The organism is Paenibacillus sp. FSL R10-2199, assembly GCF_038000235.1.
Taxonomy (GTDB): Bacteria; Bacillota; Bacilli; order Paenibacillales; family Paenibacillaceae; genus Paenibacillus_AQ; species Paenibacillus_AQ phytohabitans.
This window is the reverse complement of record NZ_JBBOBO010000002.1, coordinates 1,682,308-1,703,260: the sequence shown is the minus strand read 5'-3', so window position 1 is coordinate 1,703,260 and position 20,953 is coordinate 1,682,308. Positions and strand designations below refer to the sequence as shown.

Genomic DNA, 20,953 nt, shown 5'->3' with positions numbered 1-20,953 from the left:
GGAACAGGTGCAAATATAAGCAGTGGCTGTGTGAGGGAAACTTCATATCAGCTGCATGTATTGTATCCTTCCCCGGCCGCCCTGTACAGGGCGGTCTTTATGTTGCACCCGCATCAGCGGAGGACGCAGGATTCATCTATACCATTCTATTCACAGAAAGAGGTCAAGCAATGAAGAACAATTTATCATCCAAGTTTATCCGGCTGGGTCTGATCGTTGTCATGATGTTCGCGGTTCTGGGAGCGGCTGTAGCTCCGGCGGGACAGGCTTTTGCAGAGACGGCTGCGAGCACTGGGAATAACGCGGCATCTCTACCTTCAGGCACAGCAGTTAGCGTAGCTGAGGCAGTCTATGCCACTTCGGAGTTTGTGCTGAAGGCCGGAGTCCAGTCCGACTGGCAGGCCATCGGCCTAGCGCAGGCGGGCTATAAGGTTCCGGATAGTTATTTAAAGGCGCTTGAGAGTAAAGTAGCCGCAGCCAAGGGTGTCTACGCCAGAGCTACGGACTATGCGCGGATTACGCTTGCGGTTAGGGCGCTTGGCGGGAATCCGGCGGATGTTGCCGGCTACAATCTGATTGAGAAGCTCTACAATAACGATAAAATTACCGGCCAGACGCTGAACAACGCAGCCTATGTACTGCTGGCGCTTGATTCCGGAACTTATACTATGCCTGACAATGCGAAATGGACCCCAGCTAAATTGCTGGCTGAGATCCTGTCCAAGCAGAACACTGACGGAGGCTTCACTCTGACTACGGGGGCTAGTGATCCGGACATGACGGCGATGGTGCTTACTGTGCTGGCAGGACATAAGGATGATCCGGCAGTCAATACCGCAGGACAGCGGGCGGCAGCCTGGCTGGCGACTGCACAGGACAAGAACGGCGGCTATGGTGACAGCAGCGAGAGTGTCGCTCAAGCCATTATTGGTCTGTCCTCCTTTGGCATTGACCCGGCAGGGGCGGAGTATACCGTAGGCAATGTAAACCTTGTCAGTAAGCTTCTTAGCTATAGTGCAGCAGATGGCGGGTTCGCTCATACAGCGGGGGGAAGCTACAATCAGCTCTCGACAGAGCAGGCACTGGAAGCATTGGTAGCTTACAAGCTTTTCAGCACAGGCAGCAAGCTCTATGATCTTAGCAATTCACCTGTGAAGAGTCCTCAGGTTAGTGTGTCCGTTGCCATTGAGAGCCCTAACGGAACCCTGGCAGAAGGCACTGTATATGCGGGAAATGTACTTCAAGCACTGGAGAAGGCAGCGGCGGCGAAGAAGGTGGCCCTGGTCAATGAAGCTGGCAATTACGTGACGGGAATCGGCGGCGTAACTGCGGGTGCTTTTGGCGGCTATGACGGGTGGATGTATGTTGTAGCCCGCGGTGGAGCGTGGATCTATCCAAGTGTAGGCATGGGTGATTTCCTTCTTGCGGAGAATGACCGCGTGCTTGTCTATTATGGCGGGGATAACACACAGGTGGTAGAGTCCGTGACGGTCTCCCCTGCACAGCCGCAGCCTGGACAAGATATTACTGTAAAAGTAACTCAAAAGCAGTGGGTATGGAATGAAGCGACCTTCACTTCCGACCCGGTATCCTCGCCAGCCGCAGGGGTTCAGGTATCCATCGGCGGTAAAACTGCTGTTACGGATGCTGCGGGTTCAGCTGTTGTTGCCGGCGGCCTGCCAGCGAATAAATATACGATTACCGTTACCGGATATCTCAAAGACAGCACACCTGCGGTAGTCCGCTATTCGCAGCCGCTGACCGTGGCTTCTGCTGCGGCTGACCGTGCTGCTTTTACCGATGTGAAGTCAATCTCGCCTTGGGCGCTGGAGTCAGTGTACACGGCCTATGACCGCAAGCTGATGGGCGGTGTCAGTGAGAGCAGCCTCGTGTTCGCACCGAAGCAGAATATTACCCGCGCTGAATTTGCGGCACTGCTGCTTAGATTGACCGGCAACGAGCCGTCTGCGGCATCGTCAGCCCAGAGTTTCAGTGATGTTAAGGCGGATGCGTGGTATTATGGAGCAGTGAACAAAGCGAAGGAACTGGGAATTGTCAGCGGAGTAGCAGGCACAGCCTTCAAACCGGACGGCCCCGTTACCCGCCAGGATATGGCTGTAATGATCGTGAGAGCCTTGAAGCTGGACGAAGCTTCGGCAGCAGCCGGAACCGGAAAATTCACCGATGAAGACCAGATCAGCGCCTACGCATTAACGGCGGTACGTACTGTAACCGCACTTGGAATTATGAGCGGTACCGGCGGCGAATTCGCTCCTGCCACAGCTGTAACCAGAGAAATGGCCGCTGCTGTAGCGGTTAGATTGCCATAGGAAGGATATGGGTCAAGGAAGAAGAGCCTTGATGAAGAAAAGATCCTAGATAAGCTAAACCTTAAATATGAATATATAACTTAGTCTTCACGGCAGTGAAATTTGAATTGTAGAGCTGCTGGGGCAAGAATCTCATGATTTTAACCCGCGTTTGGGGTGGGAATCCGAATGCTTGTTTAAAATCCTGCACATAATACAACATTTCAATCAAGATCGCGGCTATAATCGGAAATTGTTGTACAAAAGGCAGCATTTCTCTTCTAACAAGCGTTGTAGCGGGAAGATTGTTGTATTTAATACAACAATCCTTCCGAATGCCTAAGGATTAAGGGAGTTAAGTTGTATTTTCTGCAAGATTTTGCATGGAGCAGCCTAATAAAGCGATAGTGCGGGGTGCTGGTGGGATATATAAGTGGAAAAATGTCACTTAGTTCCCTGTAAATCTCCCGATATGGCGGCGTAGTTGGAAAAACAACACTTAATCTCGCATGAATTAGCGAATGACCCGGCTAGGGGCAGAATTAAGTGTCATTAATCCAACTAGGATCGGCAGTGAAGTCCGTATAGGATAAACAAGTGTCATAAATCCATTTACTGTTCCGGCGGAGGAATGTTTTGTGGAGTTTCGCTCGGGAAGGCATGCTTTCCCGGATTGAGCCGATGATTTAAAATGCTACTGATGCTACTGATGCTACTGATGCTACTGATGCTACTGATGCTACTGATGCTACTGATGCTACTGATGCTACTGATGCTACTGATGCTACTGATGCTACTGATGCTACTGATGCTGCTGATGCTACTGATGCTGCTGATGTTACTGATGCTGCTGCTGATGCTGCTGATGCTGCTGATGCTGCTGATGCTGCTGCTGCTGCTGCTGCTGATGCTGCTGATGCTGCTGTTACTGATGTTACTGATGCTACTGATGCTACTGATGTTACTGATGCTACTGCTAGTGGGGCTAGAGCTAATGAAGCTGATGGAGCTATTGCTAGTGGGGCTAGAGCTGATGAAACTACCGTTAGTGGGCTAGAACCAATGAAGCCAATGATGTAATTGTTAGTGGGGCTAGAGCAAATGCTGAAGAAGCTAGAGCTAGTTTAGCTAGAGTTAATAAGCCAATGAAGCCAATGAAGCTAATAAAGCTATTACTAGTGAGGCTAGAGTTAATGAGCCAATGAATCTACTGCTAGTGAAGTTAGAGCTAATGCTGAAGAAGCTACTGATGCTACTGCTAGTGGGGTTAGAGCTAATGAAGCTAATGAAGCTAGAGCTAATGAAACTGAGAGTATCGTGCCAGCCAGTATTTAAAGCGGCTGATCTTAGCCGATAGAGAAGCTCCTTCGGGTTGCGGGGCTGGATGCTCAGGCGGCCAAGGGGCTGGCTGATGGTGCTTTGCTAAGGATTAGTTTGTATAAGTCACACTAAGAAATCATAAGGTGTTTGGACGGAACGGGGAACAGGCTGACTGCCCCCGTTCTTTTCCCTTTTGTGGAGGTGCTTGAGGTAATGTTCAGTCTATTGAAATCAGGAAGGGCGAGGCTTTATCCGCTGCTCCTGCTCCTGGTTGTCCTGCTGCTCTCCGGCTGCTCCAAGGCGCAGCCGGATTCCGCAGGCGGCGGGCCTGTGCCGCCCGCCAGTTCCCAGGCCGCGCAGACGCCGCGGCCTGAGGGCACTGCCATACCCTCCGCCACGGCGGACGGCATGGCAGCTTCCAGCTCCGGCGCAGCGCCAGCCGGAGCCGCCCCCGGCGTAACGGAGCAAGCTCCCGTTACGCAAGCCCCGGTGCCGGCGGCCACCGCGCCGGCGCCCGGCCACACCGGTGCCGCCGCGCCAGTCCCGGCGGCTACGGGCAGTCCCGCCGCGCCAGCCCCGGCGGCTACGGGCAGTCCCGCCGCGCCAGCCCCGGCGGCCACGGGCAGTCCCGCCGCGCCAGCCCCGGCGGCTACGGGCAGTCCCGCCGCGCCAGCATCGGCCGCCACCGGCAAGCCAGCCGCGCCAGCCCCGGCGGCCTCCGGCAAGCCAGCCGCGCCAGCTCCGGCCGCCACCGCCGCGCCGGTGAATACGGTGACTCTCTCCATTACTGGAGATGAGGAGCACGGCGTTATTCTGGCCCCGGCGGCTTATGAAATAGAGAAGAATGAGACTGCGCTGGAGCTGCTGGGACGGATTACCCGCCAGCACAAGATCCAGATGGAATATCAGGGCAGCAAAACCTTTGCCTATGTGGAAGGTATAGATAATCTGTACGAATATGATCACGGGGCAGAGAGCGGCTGGATGTATAAGGTGAACGGAGAGTTTCCGTCCAAGGCTTCCGGCAGCTGGGTTATGAAGCCCGGAGATACGGTAGAGTGGCTGTATACGCTTGATCTTGGCAAGGATATCGGGGCAGCGGCGCCATGAACAGCGGCTTCCGGTCCATGCATCCTGCCGTAGCCCTGCTCTATTATGCCGGGCTGCTGCTGTTCGCCCTGCTGGGGCTTCATCCGTTGTTTCTGGTTACGGAAATAGCAGGTCTGCTGGCGTTGCTGCTGCTGCAGGGCCAAGGGAAGGCGCTGCTGCGCGGTCTGCCTTTTATGCTCCTGATGGGGGTTTCAGTCGCAGTGCTGAATCCGCTGTTCTCGCACAGGGGTGCGCATATTCTCTTCTACTGGCTGGATCAGCCGATTACGCTGGAGGCTGTGCTGTACGGACTTATAATGATGACCGTATTGCTGACAATCTTCATCTGGTTCATTTCATACAATTACACGGTAACGACAGATAAATTCATGTACCTGTTCGCTGCCGCTGCGCCAAGAACGGCATTACTTACGCTGATGGCGCTCCGGTTCGTCCCCTTATTCCAGCGGCGGCTGCGCCAGATTACCCTGATCCAGCGCCTGCGCGGGGTGGATGTCCGCACAGGAAGCCTGCGCAAGCGGATGCAAGACGGCATGACGCTGCTGAAGGTGTTGCTCACCTGGTCGCTGGAGGAAGCGCTGCAGACCGGAGATTCCATGACGGCCCGCGGCTACGGGGTTGCCAAACGCAGCACGTACAGTATATACAAGCCGGATCGGCAGGATAAGCTGATTCTGCTGGTACTGACGCTCAGCGGTATGATTGCATTGTTCTTTTGGCTGCAGGGCTACGGTACGCTGGAGATTTATCCCCGGATGAAGAGTATGGATTTCGGCTGGCAGGATGCCGTGATGTACGGCAGCTTCTGCTTGTTCGTCCTGCTCCCTGCAGGTCTGGAAGGAAAGGAGAAATGGTTATGGAGATCCTCAAAGCAGAACAAGTATCCTTCCGCTATCCTGAAGAAGACAGGGACTCGCTCCATGAGCTCTCGTTCACAATAGAAGAAGGCGAATTCGTAGTGCTCTGCGGTCCGTCAGGCGGCGGCAAAACGACACTGCTGCGCCATCTGAAACGCGAGCTTGCTCCGGTAGGCATGTTCGGCGGAAGCCTGACATATAAAGGGCAGCTCCTGCCAGAGCTTCCCGCAGCCGTTGCCGCCGGGGAGATCGGCATGGTCTTCCAGAATCCGGATGCGCAAATCGTGATGGATACCGTCTGGCATGAGCTGGCGTTCTCCATGGAGAATCTGGGGATACCGCCTGCAGTGATGCGGACCCGGCTGGCTGAGATCTGCGCATTATTCGGGCTGGAGCCCCTGCTCTACCAATCCGTGCATGAGCTGTCCGGCGGGCAAAAGCAGCTGCTTAATCTGGCCTCGGTGCTGCTGCTTCAGCCCAAGGTGCTGCTGCTGGACGAACCGACCTCACAGCTTGATCCTGTAGCTGCCCGGGAATTCATTATGGCGCTGCAGCGTCTGAACGAGGAAATGTCGGTGACGGTAATCATCAGCGAACACCGGCTGGAGGAGGTGCTGCCGCTCGCCGACCGTGTGCTGATGCTGGAGGGCGGCAGGCTGGTGGCAGATGCGAGCCCGCGCGCTTTCGTTCAGCAAGCCGGCAGCGCATCACTCGCTTCGCGTCAGGCTTATCTTCCGGCAGCTTCACGGTTATATCTGGCGCTGTCAACGGAAGCGGGAACAGCCGCGCCGGAGAATATTCCGCTGACCGTACGCGAGGGCAAACGCTGGGTGCATTCCAGGGCAGCGGTAGCTTCTACTGTGACAGAAGCTGGAGTATGCGCCACTGTCATTCGTGATCATCCGGCCGCTAATTGCGGCGCAGGATTACCTGCTGCTGTCTCCCGTGAAGAAACTGCTGCAGCTCCGGGTACAGTCACTCCCGCCAATGCAGGTGCTGAGCCCGCTACTTCCCCGTCTAATTCCTTCAGCCAGGTGAGGAATCCTGATTCACCCGTGAAACTTCCTGCACCATCCGCAGAAATTCTGCTCAGCTGCAGAGAGGTTACCTTCCGCTACGACAAGGAAGGCCGGGAGGTGCTGAGGAAGCTCTCGCTAACGCTGAGGCGGGGAGAGCTTCTGGCGGTTATGGGCGGGAACGGTGCAGGGAAGTCGACCCTGCTCCATGTACTGGGCGGCCTGATGAAGCCGCAGCGCGGCAAGGCCGAGCTGTCCAAGGGGAGTACAACCGGGCTTCTGGCCCAGAATCCGCTGCTCTATTTCAGTTATGATACTGTGGCTGAGGAACTGCAGCATATGGCGCAGTATGCCGGGGCATCCCTGGAAGAAGCCGGGCGGGAAATAGATGCCCTGCTGGAAGTCTTCCGGCTCCGCGAGGTGCTGCAGAGCCATCCGCATGATCTCAGCGGCGGCCAGCAGCAGCAGACCGCACTTGCCATGATGATGCTGCTGAAGCCGGATATCCTGCTGCTGGATGAGCCGACTAAGGGGCTCGACCCGGCAGCCAAGGACAGGCTGGCTGCTCTGCTCCAGCAACTGCGCAGGCAGGGGGCCAGTATTCTGATCGTAACGCATGATGTGGAGTTTGCCGCTAAATATGCTTCCCGCTGTGCGCTGTTGTTTGACGGCAGCATAACAGCGGAAGGGGCGCCGGCAGAGTTCTTCAGCAGTAATTATTTCTATACTACGGCAGTCAACCGTATGGTCCGGGACTTACTGCCGCAGGCATTGACAATAGAGGATGTGATTCGAACATGGTCCGGTTCCGCGCCCCCCTGCTGATTGCTTTGGGATTATTCGTGGCTGGCCTCGCGCTAACAGCAGCGCTGAAAGACCGTCATTATGTGCTGCTCAGCCTGGTGCTGCTGCTGGCTGCGCTGCTGCCGCTGTTTCTCCGTCTGGAGCGCCGACAGCTGGCATCCCGTGAACTGGTGCTGCTGGCCGTATTATCTGCTATTGCTGCGGTCAGCCGGATTCCTTTTGCCGCATTGCCTGGGGTCAAGCCCGTGTCTGCCGTTGTCATTCTGTCGGCTTATGTCTTTGGCGCAGAGGCAGGGTTCGTCATCGGTGCAGTGGCGGCGCTGGTCTCGAATATCTACTTCGGTCAGGGCCCCTGGACACCATGGCAGATGTTCGCCTGGGGGATGACCGGACTTACGGCAGGCTGGCTGCGGAATACCTGGTGGATGAAGAAACGGCCCGGGCTGCTGATCTTCGGTTTTATATGGGGATTCCTGTTCGGCTGGATTATGAATCTCTGGGTTATTCTCAGTCTCCCGGATGCGTTCAGCTGGGGGCTTGTGGCAGCGACCTATGGAGCCAGCTTTTATTTTGACCTGGCCCATGCTTTATCCAATGTCTTGTTCCTGGCTATTCTGGCCGGCGGATGGACCAAAGTGCTGAAGAGATTCCGCAAGAAGTATGGACTGCTTCAAGAGTGAAAAGCTGTTTATAGGTCTTTGTTCATATGAATCGATAATATTTTTCTTTTTTCGACATTTTTTTCAGCGAATTATCAACATTTTGGCCTAATTCTCCGATAAATACAGTTACAGCAAGATATCGAGAAGGCGGGATTATAAGAAATGAGACATCTGAAGATTAAGCATAAAATGACTTTGCTGATTGCAGTGATTGTAGTGTTACTCATAGGCATTGGGACGACAGGCATTATGACCACCAGCAGAATGGCGGACAGGTCCCAGGAGACATACGAACAGAATTTGCTGCCGATTTATCTCATTACGGAGATCCGCGGGAATAACCGGGCGATCGAATCTTTTCTTCTGGAGGATCTCATTACCAGGGATGCTGCCAAGAGTCTGGAGCTTAAGGCGGCTATTGAAACGAATATCACTACGAACAATGAACTTTTAGAGCAGCTCAAGACGGTTGAGTTCAGCAATGACAAAATCGCGGCTAATATCAACGAATACCTGCTCCTTCTGCCGGACTACCGCTCCCAGCGTGATAATATCATCCATCTTGCCGACAATAATCTGAATGATGAGGGGTATCAGGTTTTCTCGGGTGGAGCGTTCAGTGAATCGCGCCGGACGATGGTTAACCTGCTGGAGGATACTGCGGCCCTGCTTGTACAGGATTCATCCGCGCATAATGAGGATACTGTAGCAAGCGCCAAAAGCTCCATCACTTTAAGCGGTATTCTGATTACTATTGCCTGGGTTCTGAGTATTGTGATCAGCATCATGATTACCCGGTTGATTACGAAACCGCTCAAGGAACTGCAGCAGCTGATGAAGCGGGCAGAGGAGGGGGATTTGACTGCTGCCGCCTCGTATCAGTCGAAGGATGAAATCGGCCAGATTAACACTTCGTTTAATACAATGCTGGAAGGCCTCCAGAATATGATGCGCGGAGTTTCCGAGAGTGCCGAGATTCTGTCGGCTTCCTCAGAGGAGATGAGTGCCAGCGCAGAACAGACGGCACATGCTTCCCAGATGATCGCCGAGACCTCAAGTGAAATCGCTGCCGGATTCGATGTACAGGCCGAGAGCATCGCACGTACCGCCCGGTCCGTCCGGACGATGACGTATGATATTAACGAGGCCCGGCACAGCGGCAGTGAAATGAACGGTCTGATGGCACAGGCTGCCTCATCAACGGACCGGGGCGTTGAAGCGGTTGAACGGATTCTGGCCCAAATGCGGGAGATTGACTCCAGTGTATCGGCAAGCCAGAGTATTGTCGGCAGTCTGGGCAGCCTATCCGAAGAGATCAACACGATCATCACAACCATCAATGACATTGCTACCCAGACTAATCTGCTGTCACTGAATGCCTCGATTGAAGCGGCCAGAGCGGGAGAGCATGGGCGGGGCTTCGCTGTCGTTGCGGGTGAAATCCGCAAGCTTGCGGAAGCTACCGGAAGAAGCTCGCTGCAGATTACGGAGATTATTACCCATATCCGCCAGCAGACTGAAAGTGCAGTGGAATCCATGGAGCTGGGCTCCGGGATTGTCTCCCATGGCGTAGCACAAAGCGAAGTGGTCTCCGCCGCATTTACTGAGATACAGACCTCTATTCAAGCAGCCAGCGAGCAGATGGAATTGATTACGGAGGTTATCGGACATGTCGCCCAGGAATCGGAGGGCGTAGCCCAGGCGATGGCTGAGGTGGATGAAATCTCGCGTAAAGGCGCCGGTGATGTTCAGGACACAAGCGCAGCGAGTGAGCAGCAGCTGACCGCAATGGGGGAGATGTCTTCCTCTGCCCAGTACCTCGCCACATTGGCCGAGGATCTGCAGAAGCATCTGGCCCGGTTCAAGCTATAGGAATTACTGAAGCCTTGTTCGGCTAAAGATTGCAGGGAGTTTCCTGTTATCTGCAGCTGAACAAGGCTTTTTTTGAATGAATAAGGTCATCCGGCCCTACAACAACAGGCAGCTTCCTGCAACATACGGCTTACTGCTCACGTCTTTAAGGATACCGGGAGAGCAGCTCCGGGGTATTGCTAAGGAAACGGAAGGGCGCCTTGAGCGCGATTCCTGATTCCATGATTCCATGATTGGATGTTCATTCCAGGATGTGAACCTGAATTCAAGGAGGCGATTTACAGGATGAGGACCCCAATATTCAAACTGGCCCTAGTTCCGGTATTATTGAGCACACTTATTGCCTGCAGTGCAGGTCAGGACGGAAATAATGCCACGGCTGAACCCGTCAAATCTGCCGAACCAACCCGGGAAGCAGCCGGGCCTGGGGTAGCGGCGGGGGAGATCAGGCATTATGAGAATATAGTTATTTCTGACTGGATGGATGAGGATACGGTTGTAGTGTCCAAGGAGAACGACAAGTTAGGTAAAATGAGTCTGGAGGAGCTCGCGGATTCATTGCCCAAAAGCCTGTACTTCTACCACCTGGATACCAAAGAATTTGAATTGATCAAGGAACAGAAAAATGTGTTTCTGGGAGACGCTGTATTGTCATCCGATCACAAGCATCTGCTGTATAGTGAATTCTCATTAGGAGATCCGGTCTACTATGTGATGGATTTAGGGTCAAAGAAGACCTTCAGTATCACAGGCGATGACATTGCAGGAGCTATGAGCGCCCGGTGGGCTGATGATGACACCGTTATAGGACCTGCATACAGCGGAGGTGCTTTTACAGCAAATACCTCCGGTAAGATCGCTGCGGTAGAGGGACTTAGCGGTGAAGGACTGATTGTTGTCCGGCAAATCAAAGATAAGATTTATTACACCTCCAATTCCGGCGAATCGCTGCAAACCTTCGATCTGAATACCAAGGAAAAAGCCACCTTGAAAATTGACCGTGTCGGCAGCGTAATTCCTTCACCGGGCGGAGATCAGCTGCTGGTCCAGCAATATAAGGATTCCGCACAAGCGCTGCTCCTCACTGATACAGACGGGGGAAATCAGAAGATTATCGTGGAAGGCGCGGAGCTTGGCGGTATCTCCTGGTCGCCGGACCAGCGGATGATTGCCTACAGCATGTCCGCTGACGGGGACGGTACGGCCTCTACTGCTCTTTATGTCTACGATCTGGAATCGGGTAAGTCTGTCAAGGTTGCAGATGGTACAGGGAATCTGACGACCTCCTGGAGCCCTTCGGGCAAACAGCTGGCGTATACCGAATGGAGCGGGGATGAGAGCAGCAGCAGTGTGGTGCAGTTGCAGGATTAGTGATTTTTTAGCTTTCGGACTTGAATGGACAATACAAGATGGAAGTGACGGAGGGGGAAGTTTAAACATTCACCGCAGTTACGACCACATCAATATTAATTCATGATTTGCACCAAAAAAGCGGCCCGTCCCGGAACATACCGGAAACGGACCGCTTTTATTATGCTGCGTAGAAGAGGCGTTCCCGCCCCTCATAAAGTTTAAGAGTACCAGCCCCACACGAAGATAAACAGGGTTCCGAAGATGGTAACCAGACCCACGAACAGTGCATAGGCGATGTTGATGTACAGCTCTTTCTTGGAGTCGGCCGATTCCCCGATGTGCATGAATACAAACAGCTGCAGAGAAGCCTGGATAAGCGCTGTAATCAGCAGCACGGCCATATTGGCCCCGGAGGAGAGATCTCCGTAGATGACAATCAGCGCAGCGGCAGAAAGGACCAGAGAGGCCAGATAACCCATCACATGGCGAATTGGGAACAGTTGCTTCATCATGTCACATCAGTCCTTTCAGGTAGACGAAGCTGAAGATAAAGATCCAGACAACGTCCAGGAAATGCCAGAACAGGGAGAAGATAAAAGCCTTGTTGGCGGTGGCCGGTGTGATGCCATGGCGCCACAGCTGAATCATGATTCCCGCTCCCCACAGGAAGCCGAAGCTGACGTGGGCACCATGCGTTCCGAGCAGTACGAACAGACTGGAGAGGAAACCGCTGGTTTGCAGGGTCGCACCCTCATGGACGTAAGTGAAGAACTCGTCAATTTCAATGCCGATAAAGCCGAGGCCCATAAGCAGCGTGATGGCCATGAAGACCATCATCGCTTTCTTATAGCCATGCCGCATGGCATGGATAGCCAGGCCGATCGTGAAGGAGCTCGACAGCAGCAGGAAGGTCTCGATCAGCACGGGGCCGATTTTGAACAGCTCGCTGGCGCTCGGTCCGCTGGCAAAGCGGTTGACCATTACGAAGTAAACAGTGAACAATGTGGCGAAGAGAGGAATTTCAGCTCCGAGAAAGACCCAGAAGCCGAAGATCTTGTTACTGTTCTCTTCCGTTGAATATTCGAGCGGCTTGGACGCATCTATTTTCATACAGTCTCACCCCGCTTCAATTTCTTTTCTGTAGCGATAACCTCTTCAGCCGAAATATAGTAGCCGTGATCCCGGTCGAAGGACATGAAGGCCAGCATGACAATGACACCGATACCTGAGAGGATGGCCGGAATCCATAAGCTGAATACCAGGGAGAATCCCAGGATGAAGAAGATCACGCCCAGAATGAACGGCTTGCCGGTATTGCTAGGCATATGGATCTTGGTGATTTTTTTGTCGTCATAGAGCGGGATATTGTCCTGCTTCGCGGACCACAAGGCATCACGGGTCTGCACAGTAGGGACAATTGCGAAGTTGTAGATCGGCATCGGGCTATGCGTAGCCCATTCGAGTGTCCGTCCATCCCATGGATCACTTGTTGTGTCTCTAGGCATATAACGTGTGCTCCAGTAAATATTGTAGACCAGCAGCAGGAATCCGATAGCCAGCCCGACTGCCCCTACGAAGGACAGCATATTCAGCGGGCCAAAGCCTGATTCCTCGGAATAGGTATACGTCCGGCGTGTCATTCCCATCAGACCCAGGAAGAACAGCGGGAAGAAGGTTACGTTGAAGGAAATCACGATCCACCAGAAGGAATGCTTACCGAGCCGTTCATTCAGGCGGAAGCCGAACACTTTAGGGAACCAGTAATGGAACCCGGCGATGACGGCGAACACGGCACCCGGAATGAGCACATAGTGGAAATGCGCCACAAGGAACATCGTGTTGTGATACTGGTAATCGGCACTGGCCATTGCGAGCATGACACCCGTTACCCCGCCGATGGTGAAAATCGGAATAAAGGCGAGCGTATACAGCATTGGCGTTGTGAAGGTAATCCTGCCTTTTCGCAGGGTGAACAGCCAGTTGAATATCTTAACCCCTGTAGGTACGGCAATAGCCATTGTGGTAATCGAGAAGAAGCTGTTGACCATGGCGCCTTGACCCATCGTATAGAAATGGTGAGCCCATACTAGGAAGGACAGGAGCGAGATAATCAGCATACTGAATACCATTGAGGTATATCCGTACAGGTTCTTTTTGGAGAAGGTGGCGATAATTTCGCTATAAATACCGAAGGCCGGCAGAATAACGATATAGACCTCCGGATGACCCCAAACCCAGAACAGATTGGCCCAGAGCATATCCATCCCGCCGTTGGCCATCGTGAAGAACTGGGAGCCGAACAGGCGGTCGAACATCATCAGCGCAAGCGCGACAGTAAGTACCGGGAAGGCGAAGACGATAATGACGTTGGTGATGAGTACGGACCAGGTGAACATCGGCATCTTCATCAGCTTCATGCCCGGTGCGCGCATCTTGAGAATCGTTACGATAAAGTTGACCCCTGTAATCAGCGTCCCGATACCAGAAATCTGCAGAGCCAGAGAGTAGTAGTTGTTACCGACCGTCGGGCTGAATTCGAGACTCGCCAGCGGGAAGTAGGCTGACCATCCGGCATCCGGCGATCCGCCGATAACGAAGGAAATGTTCAGCAGCATGGCCCCCATGAAGAAGAGCCAGAAGCTGACGGCGTTAAGCCGCGGGAACGCGACGTCACGCGCGCCGATCTGCAGCGGAATGATCACATTCATCAGACCGATGATGAACGGCATGGCCATGAACAGGATCATGATTAGGCCATGCGTGGTAAATACCTCATTGTAATGCTGGGCATCGAGGAATTTCATTTCCGGCGCTGCCGTCTGCAGACGCATCATCATCGCGTCCACACCGCCGCGGAACAGCATGAGCAGCGCCGCGAGGATATACATGACACCGATTTTTTTGTGATCTACAGTAGTAAGCCATTCACGCCAGAGGTATCCCCATTTCTTGAAATAGGTAAGCCCGACGAGAATCCCGATGGTGGCAAGTGCAATGCTGACCATGGCTCCGTATATCAAGGGTTCGCCGTGAACCTTAAATTTGTCTAAATCCATTAGGGTGGCTCCTTTCAGTGTGTTACGTTAAGCTCTTGCAGAGCTAGTGGCCATCATGAGTCTCGGCATCTACGGGTGAGCTTGGCAGCGGCTGTTCGACTTCCGGATCAGGTTCGCTGTCAAATTCGGTTCCGCTGGACGGCTCAGGAGAAGGGTGGATCTCTTTGTTATCCTGATGCTCTTCACTGCCGTTGTCCATATCCATCTCACTTCCGTCACCACTCATGTGTTCACTGTGGTCTCCAGGGGGAGGACTGAACTCCAAATGGGTCGAGGAATAGGTTTTGCGTCCGAGGAAGTCCGTGGCGAGCAGGCCTTTGAATTCATCCTCTGTAAGCTCTGGCGCGGTTTCCTTGACGTCATTCACCCATTCGTCATAATCCTTGTTGCTCATAACAAGAGCTTCAAATTCCATGTGGGCAAAGCCTTTACCGCTGAAGTTGGCATTCTTTCCGATATAAGAGCCTTCGGTATCAGCAGAAAGGTGAAGCGTGGTGAGCATGTCGCTCATGGCGTACTTTTGTCCGGCAAGCTGTGGAATCCATAAGCTGGTAATGGTGCCGAATGAGTACATTCTGAATTCAACTGCACGATGCACAGGCATATTCACGTAGTTAACCGTTTCAATGCCTTCCTCCGGATAGCTGAAATGCCATTTCCAGTTGGAGGATGATGCGTAAATGACCAGCGGTGTCTGATCTTTGTAATCCGCGGCCACGTTCTCAACCTCGGTAGTTGTCTTGACGGTTACAACTGACAAGAAGGCGACGATAATGATCGGGATAATAATCCAGATCGCTTCAAGTACCTTGTTGCCCTCCTCGTGTTCAGGAATGTAACCCTCGTTACTCTTCTTCGCCCGGTATTTCACCAGAACAAAGATATATAAGATGTAGACAACTGCCAGAACACCAAGCATTACAACAATGGAGAGAATGATGGTGTCCGATAACGTCCTTGCAGACGGCCCCTTCGGGTTCAGAACAGCGATCGAGCTGCATCCCGGCAGGAGAAGGATCAGGCTTAGAAACAAAGCGTATAACGGTCCCTTTTTTTTCATATAGAACTCCTTCCTTCAATACTACTTTTCATTCGCCGTTCATTAACGGTCTTACTACTTAACCTGTATCTATAGTAAGAACTACTTACCCATAATGCAAAATACATATTTTGTATATTAAGCTAAAAAAGACCTTAAAAATGGCGAACAAGTTAAATATGTGTGATCAAATTGTTACAACTACTTAAAGGTATGATAAAGATCACTGTAGTGGCGCAGTTTAAGCTAATTTTAAGGTTGTTCAAACTTTGTTCAAGATTGCACAATTGTTATTAATTTTGTCACATTTATTTTGGGTCAAAAAGATGTGATTTAACCGCATATTGCTTGCTGTGACAGCATTCGACGCGAATTGTCGTATTTCAGAAAAAAAGCTGAATAATCATTTTCTCATTGCAAAAAGGGTAACAATATTTTAGCTTGCGGTTACAATCTCTCAAATTACGTTATATCTATGTGTGATAAAGTAATAGACAAATATACATAGATTGGAGATTGCTGCTGTGCCCATTAAAAAAATAATGCTGTTATTCTTCTCTTTATTCCTGATTACGGGTCTTGTACAGATCCCTGCTAATGCTGAAGGTAAGACTAATGTACTGAAGCTCGGGATCAACGATAAATTGAGCGGTATAGAAGCCGTGTCTGTAAAAGGCACTTACTATGTCCCGCTGCGTGCTCTGGCCGATGAATTAAAATGGACGCTTACCGGCCTGACCGACGGAGTTCTGGTGTCTGGCGGCTCCGGGTCGCTGACCTTGCAGGGCGATGCCGGCGCTGTGCTCAAAGATGGCACAGTGGTGCCTGTGAGCACTTTTTTGCAGGACGGTAAACTTATGGTTCCGCTGAAAGTAAGCGGGTATCTTGGGTATATCATATCCTTTGCGGGGGATAAATATTTACTCCGGGTGAAGGACGGCTCGGCGGGGCTTACGGATGAAGCCTTTGTCGCCCAGTATGCAGCAGAGCTGAAGCCGAAGGAAACAGTGCCTGCGGCTCCTGCGCCATCCGCTGAACCCGGCAAGCCGGGACAAACCGTGTATCTTACTTTTGATGACGGCCCGTCGGCGACGACTTCCCAGCTGCTGGATATCTTAAGCAAGTATGAGGTGCAGGCAACCTTCTTCATGCTGGGAAATAATATGAACAAATATCCTTCGCAGGTGAAGCGGATTGTGAAGGAGGACTACGGCCTGGGGCTTCATGGCATGACACACCGCAAGGAGAAATTCTATGCTTCCCCGGCTGCGGCACTGGCGGAGATGTCGGGCGATAATGCTGTCCTCAAGAAGCTGACGGGTGCTACTACAACGCTAATCCGGCCGCCTTACGGAAGCAAACCGTATTTCACCAAGTCTTTCCGGGATAAGGTGCTGGGTCAGGGCTATCATCTCTGGGACTGGAATGTGGATTCGAATGACTGGAGATACAAAGAGGACAGTGACAAGATCTACAATACAGTAATGGAGCAGGTTCACACGCTGAAGAAGTCGAAGACCAATCCGGTTATTCTGATGCATGATCAGAAGGCCACCCTCAAGGTGCTGCCGCGTCTGCTAGAAGCGCTTAAGAAGGATGGCTACACCTTCCAGGTCATTACGAAGGATATGGAGCCGGTGAATTTCTGGAAGGATAAACGGTGATCAGAAGGATTTGAATGCAAAAGAGCAAGCTGCGGGAATTTACGGCGGCTTGCTCTTTTTTGCGGCCCGCCGAATCGCCGGAAATCCTGCATAAAGTACAACAATGCAGGTCCGCACCGGCTGAATCAGCGGCCAGATGTGTTAGCACGAGAGTATCGGAGGCGCTACTTGTACAGATATTGGACAAGCATATTGACCAGCTCCGACTTCAACCGGTCCACGGCAATCCGCTGCGGGGAGAAGGAAATGACATCGACGATCGCGCTCACCGCTTCGAACACAATTACGGAAGCTGCCTCAACGTCTTCAGTCTTCAATTCATCCTGACCCATCTGCAGGTACTTAAGCGTTCTGAGCCGGCCTGTTTCATATTGGGCATCCATCAGCTGCTTGATGACCTCATCACTGTGGTACATGATGCTCAGATCTTTATGATATCCGATAAACGCCTTATGCGAGAGCAGAAGGGTGTCTATCAGATGCAGAATCAGCTCGGAGCGGCCGATCGTTTCGAAATTAATCTCTGACATTGAAGCATCGATCCTGGCCAGAAGGTCATCGCCGTACATATGGAGAACATCGATGAATACGGCTCTTTTATCAATAAAATAGGAATAGAAGCTGCCTGTGGATACCCCGGCCGCCGCTGCGATTTCCTTGGTATTGGTCTGATGGAAGCCCTTGTCCGAGAATAGCTTCATTGCCGCCCGGATAATGGCTTCCTTGGTTCTGATACTGCGCTCCTGCTGCGGAGTTCTAACTTTGTCCTCGATTTCACCCATGTCTTAAGGTCCCCCTTATAGTACAAATTCTAGAGGAGCAGTTTTGAGCTGTCAATAAAAGTTGAACTATAGTTCATTTTTTGTAATTGACAAATATGAACTTTGGTTCATATAATGCGAATATGAACTTTATTTCATATTTTGAAGGGTGATGGAGATGGGCATCAGAACACGCAGAGCTTTATCTTTTACGGCAATAGTCCTGGGCTTTTTCATGGCGCTGCTAGATACGACGATTATTAATATTGCCCTGCCGGAGATGACACGTCATTTCGGCGGAAGTGTAGCACAAGTCTCCTGGGTGATGAACGGCTATAATCTGGCATTCGCCGTGTTTATACTCACCGCCTCCCGTCTGGCCGATCAGTTCGGGCGGAGGAAGGTGTTCCTCATCGGAGTGGCGTTGTTTACGCTGAGCTCCCTGCTGGCGGGTCTCTCTACTTCACTCGGTATGCTTATCGCACTTAGAGTCATTCAGGGATTGGCCGGTGCGGTGATTGTGCCGGTCACGATTCCGCTGACTACCACAACCTTTCCCAAAGAAATGCACGGCGTGATTATCGGCATCTGGGGTGCCATCTCCGGGGTGGCGGCTGCAAGCGGTCCGGCGCTTGGCGGGATTCTGACACAGAAGCTGAGCTGGGAATGGATTTTTTTTGTGAATGTGCCGCTTGGGCTGCTGAGTATTGTGCTGACGGCCATATTCATTAAGGAATCGCGGGATAACACAGCGGGCCGTTCCATAGATTACGCCGGGATCCTGGGGATCACCGGAGGGATGTTCTTCCTTACATATGCTCTGATCAAAGTGCAGGATTACGGCTGGAGCTCACGGATTTTCCTAGCGCTGCTGGCTGCGGGAGTATTGTTTGTGGTGTTCTTTTTTATTACGCAGTACAAGGGGAAGGAGCCGATGCTGCCCTTGTCATTACTAAGGATCAGAGCATTCAACAGCACATCGGTTTCTATGATCATCTTAGGTGCGGCGCTGATGAATGTTTCGCTGCTGACCTCCTTTTATCTGACCCGGGTGATGGGGGTGTCGGAACTGAAGGCGGGCCTTGTTCTCTCCATGATGGCAGTCGGCTCCATCGCCAGCTCAGCCATTTCCGGACCGCTGTCTGCGAAATATGGCAGCAGCCGGTTTGCTGCAGCAGGCATGGTGTTGATAGGCGGTGCCACCTATTCCATGAGCGGGCTGCACGCCGGCTCTACACTGGGCGCGGTGATGCTCCGGCTCGCGCTGGTCGGCCTCGGCGTGGGGCTCTCGATGGCACCTGTGATGTCTTCTGCGATCCGGGTCGTTCCTGAAGACAAGGTGGGTATTGCTTCAGGGGTAACCAATATGGCGAAGTCACTCGGCAGTGTAATCGGCGTGGCCATTATCGTCACCGTGCTGCAGCATAATACAGCCGGGCAGCTGAGAGCAGCGGGCTCCGCTAACATACGGGTGATACCTGGAGCGGATGTGCAGCAGCAGGCTGCCGTAGATGCTTTCAGCCAGACTTATAAGTTCGCAAGTTACCTGATCCTTCCCGGCATCGCCGCAGCTTTATTCAGTGATGAACGCAGACAGCGGCGGGGCAGCGTTTGATAATTAGTGTGTCGTATCTCTACAGCTGTTTGTCTGTGTCTGGCGGAATCCCTGAAATAATATTTTTCTTATAACAACGAAAATTAATTGTTTGCGAAACTGGACAGTGATTATTTTGTTCACCGGTGTTCCGAATCGTAGCAATAAGTCCCGGCCCCGCATAAATTGGAACAGGACGAGATGCCGGGCAGCGTTCTCTGCGGTCCCCATCCTGTTCAAGTGCCGGGAGGGATGCTTATGCCACGCAGAATTACCAGTACACCCAGACAAGACGGCTACCGTATGCCCGGAGAATTCGAGCCGCATCAGGGGACATGGATGCTCTGGCCGACCCGGACGGACACTTGGCGGCTGGGGGCGAAGCCGGCGCAGGCTGCTTTTGCCAGAGTGGCGGCAGCGATTGCGGAGTTTGAGCCTGTAACGATAGGCACCATCAGTGCCCAATATGAGCATGTCCGGGCACTTGTGCCGCCGCAGGTACGTGTGGTGGAGATCTCCTCGAACGATGCGTGGATGCGGGATATCGGCCCGACCTTTGTAGTGAACAGCAGCGGCGGGGTGAGGGGAATTGACTGGGGGTTCAACGCCTGGGGCGGACTGGACGGAGGGCTGTATTTTCCCTGGGACCAGGATCTGCTGGTGAAGCGGAAGGTGCTGGAGATCGAGAAGCTGGACTATTATGACCTGCGGCATTTCATCCTTGAGGGCGGAGCTGTTCATGTGGATGGAGAAGGTACGCTGATAACTACTGAGCAGTGTCTGCTGCATAAGAACCGCAACCCTCATCTGTCCAAAAGGCAGATCGGGGGTTATTTGCGCGATACGCTGAACGTAGACAAGATTATCTGGCTGCCCCGAGGAATGAGCGATGATGAGACGGACGGGCATATTGATGAGGTGGCCGCTTTTGTGAAGCCGGGCGTAGTGGTGATGAGCTGGACGGACGACCGGGAAGATCCGCAATATGAGGTGCTGCACGAAGCCTATTCACGGCTCATCCGGCAGAGGGATGCCCGCGGGCGCAAACTGGAGGTTCACCGGCTGCACATCCCGGAGCGGCTGATCATTACAGATGAAGAGGCGGGATGGATCGACCCGGCCAGCGGCAGCTACAGCCGTGCCTCAGGTACAACATTCGCTGCGACTTATGTGAATTTCTATATCTGCAATGGCGGAGTGGTAATGCCGGCATTCGGGGACAGACGGGATGGGGAGGCGCTGGAGACCGTGCAGCAGTTATTCACAGACCGCACGGTGGTGCAGGTCAATACCCGTGAGATCGCCTTGGGCGGCGGGAATATTCACTGTATTACCCAGCAGCAGCCCCGGGGCTGGTAGTTTTGCACTTGCACCTGCACCGGGCTCGAAACGGGCCGGCATATCGTCTAACCCGGTTCCTCTTGTGGCCCGGGTTCTTTTTGTGCATGGAGTGAAACGGTTTACCCGGCCGACTCGCTGGAAAAGCGCTGGTTAAGGTTCAATCAATGCTTGTATGTTAATGATTGACATATAACC

At 52.8% G+C, this 20,953-nt stretch carries 16 protein-coding genes; 11 read left to right on the top strand and 5 right to left on the bottom strand.

The annotated features are described in order from the left end of the window. The first annotated feature begins 170 nt into the window (after positions 1-170). The 8 genes from NYE33_RS35245 (at position 171) to NYE33_RS35210 (ending at position 11,321) form a co-directional block, all read left to right on the top strand. Positions 171-2,330, top strand: a complete 2,160-nt coding sequence (locus tag NYE33_RS35245) for an S-layer homology domain-containing protein (RefSeq protein ID WP_341069934.1) — start codon at positions 171-173, stop codon at positions 2,328-2,330. A gap of 769 nt (positions 2,331-3,099) precedes the next feature. Further along, entirely contained in the window at positions 3,100-3,366 is a 267-nt protein-coding gene (locus tag NYE33_RS35240) for a hypothetical protein (RefSeq protein WP_341069932.1), read from the top strand. A 476-nt stretch (positions 3,367-3,842) separates the two neighbouring features. Continuing rightward, positions 3,843-4,739 carry a DUF4430 domain-containing protein gene (locus NYE33_RS35235; protein WP_341069931.1) on the top strand — a complete coding sequence of 299 codons (897 nt, stop codon included), beginning with the start codon at positions 3,843-3,845 and terminating at the stop codon, positions 4,737-4,739. After that, positions 4,736-5,680 (top strand): energy-coupling factor transporter transmembrane component T, encoded by a 945-nt coding sequence (locus NYE33_RS35230; protein ID WP_341069929.1) that lies wholly within the window; start codon positions 4,736-4,738, stop codon positions 5,678-5,680. Before NYE33_RS35235 ends, NYE33_RS35230 begins: the two co-directional genes overlap by 4 nt. Further along, positions 5,596-7,437, top strand: coding sequence for an ABC transporter ATP-binding protein (locus NYE33_RS35225; RefSeq protein WP_341069927.1), 1,842 nt, complete (start codon positions 5,596-5,598; stop codon positions 7,435-7,437). Before NYE33_RS35230 ends, NYE33_RS35225 begins: the two co-directional genes overlap by 85 nt. Further along, positions 7,410-8,096 carry an ECF transporter S component gene (locus tag NYE33_RS35220; protein ID WP_042133874.1) on the top strand — a complete coding sequence of 229 codons (687 nt, stop codon included), beginning with the start codon at positions 7,410-7,412 and terminating at the stop codon, positions 8,094-8,096. Before NYE33_RS35225 ends, NYE33_RS35220 begins: the two co-directional genes overlap by 28 nt. Before the next feature lie 144 nt (positions 8,097-8,240). Next, positions 8,241-9,950: a methyl-accepting chemotaxis protein gene (locus NYE33_RS35215; protein WP_042133876.1), complete on the top strand. Its 1,710-nt coding sequence runs from the start codon at positions 8,241-8,243 to the stop codon at positions 9,948-9,950. Positions 9,951-10,235: 285 nt separating this feature from the next. Further along, a complete protein-coding gene (locus NYE33_RS35210; protein ID WP_341069924.1) occupies positions 10,236-11,321 on the top strand; it encodes a hypothetical protein in 1,086 nt (361 codons plus the stop codon). 200 nt (positions 11,322-11,521) lie between these two features. Here NYE33_RS35210 and qoxD read toward each other — a convergent pair whose 3' ends face one another. Genes qoxD through qoxA form a run of 4 tightly spaced genes read right to left on the bottom strand, consistent with a single transcriptional unit; the run spans position 11,522 to position 15,419 of the window. Further along, a complete protein-coding gene (gene qoxD, locus NYE33_RS35205; RefSeq protein WP_039302907.1) occupies positions 11,522-11,815 on the bottom strand; it encodes a cytochrome aa3 quinol oxidase subunit IV in 294 nt (97 codons plus the stop codon). Between the two features lies 1 nt (position 11,816). Further along, positions 11,817-12,413: a cytochrome aa3 quinol oxidase subunit III gene (qoxC, locus tag NYE33_RS35200; protein WP_042133881.1), complete on the bottom strand. Its 597-nt coding sequence runs from the start codon at positions 12,411-12,413 to the stop codon at positions 11,817-11,819. Then, positions 12,410-14,359, bottom strand: coding sequence for a cytochrome aa3 quinol oxidase subunit I (gene qoxB / locus NYE33_RS35195; protein WP_171720564.1), 1,950 nt, complete (start codon positions 14,357-14,359; stop codon positions 12,410-12,412). The genes qoxC and qoxB overlap by 4 nt, the downstream gene beginning before the upstream one ends. A 43-nt stretch (positions 14,360-14,402) precedes the next feature. Beyond that, positions 14,403-15,419, bottom strand: coding sequence for a cytochrome aa3 quinol oxidase subunit II (qoxA, locus tag NYE33_RS35190; RefSeq protein WP_042133885.1), 1,017 nt, complete (start codon positions 15,417-15,419; stop codon positions 14,403-14,405). A 503-nt stretch (positions 15,420-15,922) separates the two neighbouring features. On the opposite strand from qoxA, the gene NYE33_RS35185 reads away from it, so the two are divergent. Next, entirely contained in the window at positions 15,923-17,062 is a 1,140-nt protein-coding gene (locus tag NYE33_RS35185; protein ID WP_076247374.1) for a polysaccharide deacetylase, read from the top strand. A gap of 164 nt (positions 17,063-17,226) precedes the next feature. On the opposite strand, the gene NYE33_RS35180 is transcribed toward NYE33_RS35185, so the two are convergent. Next, positions 17,227-17,844: a TetR/AcrR family transcriptional regulator gene (locus tag NYE33_RS35180; RefSeq protein ID WP_042133887.1), complete on the bottom strand. Its 618-nt coding sequence runs from the start codon at positions 17,842-17,844 to the stop codon at positions 17,227-17,229. 157 nt (positions 17,845-18,001) lie between these two features. Here NYE33_RS35180 and NYE33_RS35175 point away from each other — a divergent pair, with 157 nt between their 5' ends. Both NYE33_RS35175 and aguA read left to right on the top strand, forming a co-directional pair. Then, the gene (locus NYE33_RS35175) at positions 18,002-19,438 is read left to right on the top strand and encodes an MFS transporter (protein WP_341069922.1); all 1,437 of its coding nucleotides are present in this window, start codon (positions 18,002-18,004) and stop codon (positions 19,436-19,438) included. 237 nt (positions 19,439-19,675) lie between these two features. Beyond that, entirely contained in the window at positions 19,676-20,776 is a 1,101-nt protein-coding gene (gene aguA, locus NYE33_RS35170) for an agmatine deiminase (protein ID WP_076247379.1), read from the top strand. Positions 20,777-20,953: the final 177 nt, after the last annotated feature.